The organism is Microcystis sp. LEGE 00066 (genome assembly GCF_015207925.1).
Lineage (GTDB): Bacteria > Cyanobacteriota > Cyanobacteriia > Cyanobacteriales > Microcystaceae > Microcystis > Microcystis ichthyoblabe_A.
Window position 1 is genome coordinate 1 of sequence record NZ_JADEVX010000313.1, and the last position, 2,816, is coordinate 2,816.

Annotated in this window: 4 protein-coding genes; 1 reads left to right on the plus strand and 3 read right to left on the minus strand. The window is 50.0% G+C overall.

The features are described from left to right. Nucleotides 1-82 precede the first annotated feature (82 nt). A complete protein-coding gene (gene ruvX / locus IQ224_RS22940) occupies nucleotides 83-517 on the plus strand; it encodes a Holliday junction resolvase RuvX (RefSeq protein WP_002733316.1) in 435 nt (144 codons plus the stop codon). A 9-nt stretch (nucleotides 518-526) separates the two neighbouring features. On the opposite strand, the gene IQ224_RS22945 is transcribed toward ruvX, so the two are convergent. From IQ224_RS22945 to proB, 3 genes are all read right to left on the minus strand, one after another. Further along, a complete protein-coding gene (locus IQ224_RS22945; protein ID WP_194033534.1) occupies nucleotides 527-817 on the minus strand; it encodes a hypothetical protein in 291 nt (96 codons plus the stop codon). A gap of 129 nt (nucleotides 818-946) precedes the next feature. After that, on the minus strand, nucleotides 947-1,540 hold the full coding sequence (apcB, locus tag IQ224_RS22950) for an allophycocyanin subunit beta (protein WP_002753654.1): 594 nt from the start codon (nucleotides 1,538-1,540) through the stop codon (nucleotides 947-949). 98 nt (nucleotides 1,541-1,638) lie between these two features. After that, nucleotides 1,639-2,778: a glutamate 5-kinase gene (gene proB, locus IQ224_RS22955; protein ID WP_194033535.1), complete on the minus strand. Its 1,140-nt coding sequence runs from the start codon at nucleotides 2,776-2,778 to the stop codon at nucleotides 1,639-1,641. Nucleotides 2,779-2,816: the final 38 nt, after the last annotated feature.

The following is a 2,816-nucleotide window of genomic DNA, read 5'->3' on the forward strand; positions in this document are numbered from 1 at the left end:
CCCTAGACTCCCTCGACAGTCCGGGGGAACTTCCCCCCGCTAAACCCCCCTCGGAACCCCCCGATCAGGGGCATCCAGTGTGATGGAAAGGGTCGCCGCCTTGGGCTTAGATATCGGCAAAAAACGGGTGGGAGTGGCAGGATGTGATGGCACAGGTTTAATCGCCACTGGTTTGACTACGATTATCCGTTCTTCCTTTGTTGCCGATTTCGCACAGTTTAAGGCGATTGTCAAGGAAAGAAATATTAAGATTTTGGTGGCGGGACTGCCCTATACCATGGCCGGAGAGTTAGGATTTCAGGCCAAACAGGTACAAAAATACGCCCAGAAACTAGCGATCGCCTTGGATTTGCCCCTCGAATACATTGATGAGCGTTGCACGTCCCTAGAGGCGGAAGAATTCTTAAAAGCCAAAAAACAGTTTTCCTCTTGGGATAAGGGAGCGATTGATCGGGAAGCGGCGGCGATTATTTTACAACAATGGCTCGATCGCCGACGGCATCGACAACGCATCTAAAAGCAGTTGTCATCGCCCGTCTCGCTCTTGGCGAATCAATACCGTACTGTCTAGCCATTCCACATCATTGGGTAATTCCCGATAGCGTTGTCTGACTGCCTCGATCAAAGCGGGAATCGACTGGCGGCGGCGATCGGGAGTTTGAGAGTTTTCTGGCGACGCGGACAAGTTCGGACTAGCTTCTGATTCCGGCGACGACAAGAGACGTGTGGCTAGAAATTCGGTAAAATCTAAGACCTCTCTCTGTTTGTCTGGCGGCAAATCACGCCATCTCGATAGCAATAACTGTTCGCTGTTCATCAAAAGAATCCACTAAGAAACTCAGTCATCTGACCGTAGCAACGGAAGACTTTACTCAATTCTAGCAAGCAAAAAATCAACTCATTGATTGAACGAACAAAACTGATAACCGATAACTGATAACTGAATTTAGATAGAGACTTCGCTTAATTCGCGAGTGAGATGATCAAAGGGTTCAGCGATCAAAGAGGTGTCGGCAATACCCGCCTCAAGAGCCATGGTTTGAATCATTTCGCTCATGATTTGGATACCGCGCACCGTCGGACCGATGGGAACACCGAGGGAATTATAGGTTTCCCGTAGTCCTTGCAGTACCCGCTCATCTAGAACATTAGTATCGGCAGCCACCAGCGCATAACTGGCATAGCGGAGATAGTAATCCATATCCCGCAGACAGGCAGAATAACGACGGGTGGTGTAGGCATTACCCCCGGCGCGGATCAATTCGGGAACTTCTTCAAATAGACGAATCGCCGCCCCACGCACGAGCGCCGCCGAATTAGCGTTAATGAGGGCGGCGGCAGCTAGACGGGCAGTTCCCGAGGCAAAATATTGTTTAAGATTATCGATCGCATCTCGATCGAGATAACGTCCGGTGACATCGTATTTTCTAATCAGGCTAGTTACCGCGTCTCGCATTATTAAGTTTCTCCCAACAGCAATAAAGGCATTTTTGAGTTTCGCTTTATTTATAATCTCACAGGGTTGAACTTCGGGGGACATCCCTAGTCTAACTCTCTTGCTTGTCTAACAATTTGTTGTTTTTTTGAGACATTTCTTTACATTTAAGGCATTGGCTGGACTTGCTCTGAGTGGCGGAATTATCCCTTATTAGTCGAGGTGGTGGACGAAGCACTCAAAATCACGAGATTATCCCGATGAATAATGGTTTCTGCGGCCATATAACCTAATAAACTGGCAATACGCTCGGAATGTTGACCTTTCACTCGATCGATCTCCTCACTACTATAATTAACAATTCCCCGGGCCAATTCCCGGCCTTCTTGATCGCACAATTGCACCGATTCCGAGGCGCTAAATTCCCCTGCCACTTTGGTGATCCCGGCCGCTAGGAGAGATTTTCCCCCCTGACAAATGGCTTGAATCGCCCCAGCATCGAGATAGATTTTACCCATGGGCATTAGTCCGTAGGCGATCCAGCGTTTGCGGGCGTTATCACTGCGTTTTTGGGCCTCAAAACGGGTTCCGATCGCCTCTCCTGCCATAATTTTTAAGATATTACTGGGCTGCCGTCCCCTAGTAATCGCCATTTCTACCCCGGCGCTGGTGGCAATCCGGGCCGCGGCCAATTTAGTCGCCATACCCCCGGTCCCCCACTGACTGCCACTACTACCGGCATCGATCGATAGTTGCGCTAATTCCGCAGGAGTAACTCGGGCAATAGCCGCCGCTTCGGGAAATAGCCGGGGATCGGCACTGTAGAGGCGATCCACATCGGTGAGGATAAATAACCAGTCAGCCTCGATTAAACTGGCTACAAGGGCTGATAAAGTGTCATTATCGCCGAATTTTAACTCATCGATCGCCACCGTATCATTTTCGTTGACAATGGCAATCACCCCTAATTCAAACAAAGCCTGAAAGGTATTATAGGCGTTGACATAACAGGTGCGTTCCATCAATTCGGGACGGGTGAGCAAAATTTGGGCGATCGGTTGACCAAGACTGGTAAAGAGGTCATCATAGATCCGCATCAGACGACCTTGACCGACGGCGGCGATCGCTTGTTTGAGGGCGATTTTTTTCGGTCTTTCCTGTATTCCCAGACGACGGCAGCCCACCCCCACGGCCCCAGAAGATACTAATACCACCCGATGACCGGCAGCGCGCAACTGGGTGAGGACTTCCACTAAAGCGGCGATCGTGGATAGGGATAATTGGCCGGTTTCATTATCGGTCAAACTGGAAGTACCGATTTTGATCACTATGGTTTGGTTCATCGTCAAAGGGTGTGGGGTGTGGGGTGTGGGGTGTAGGG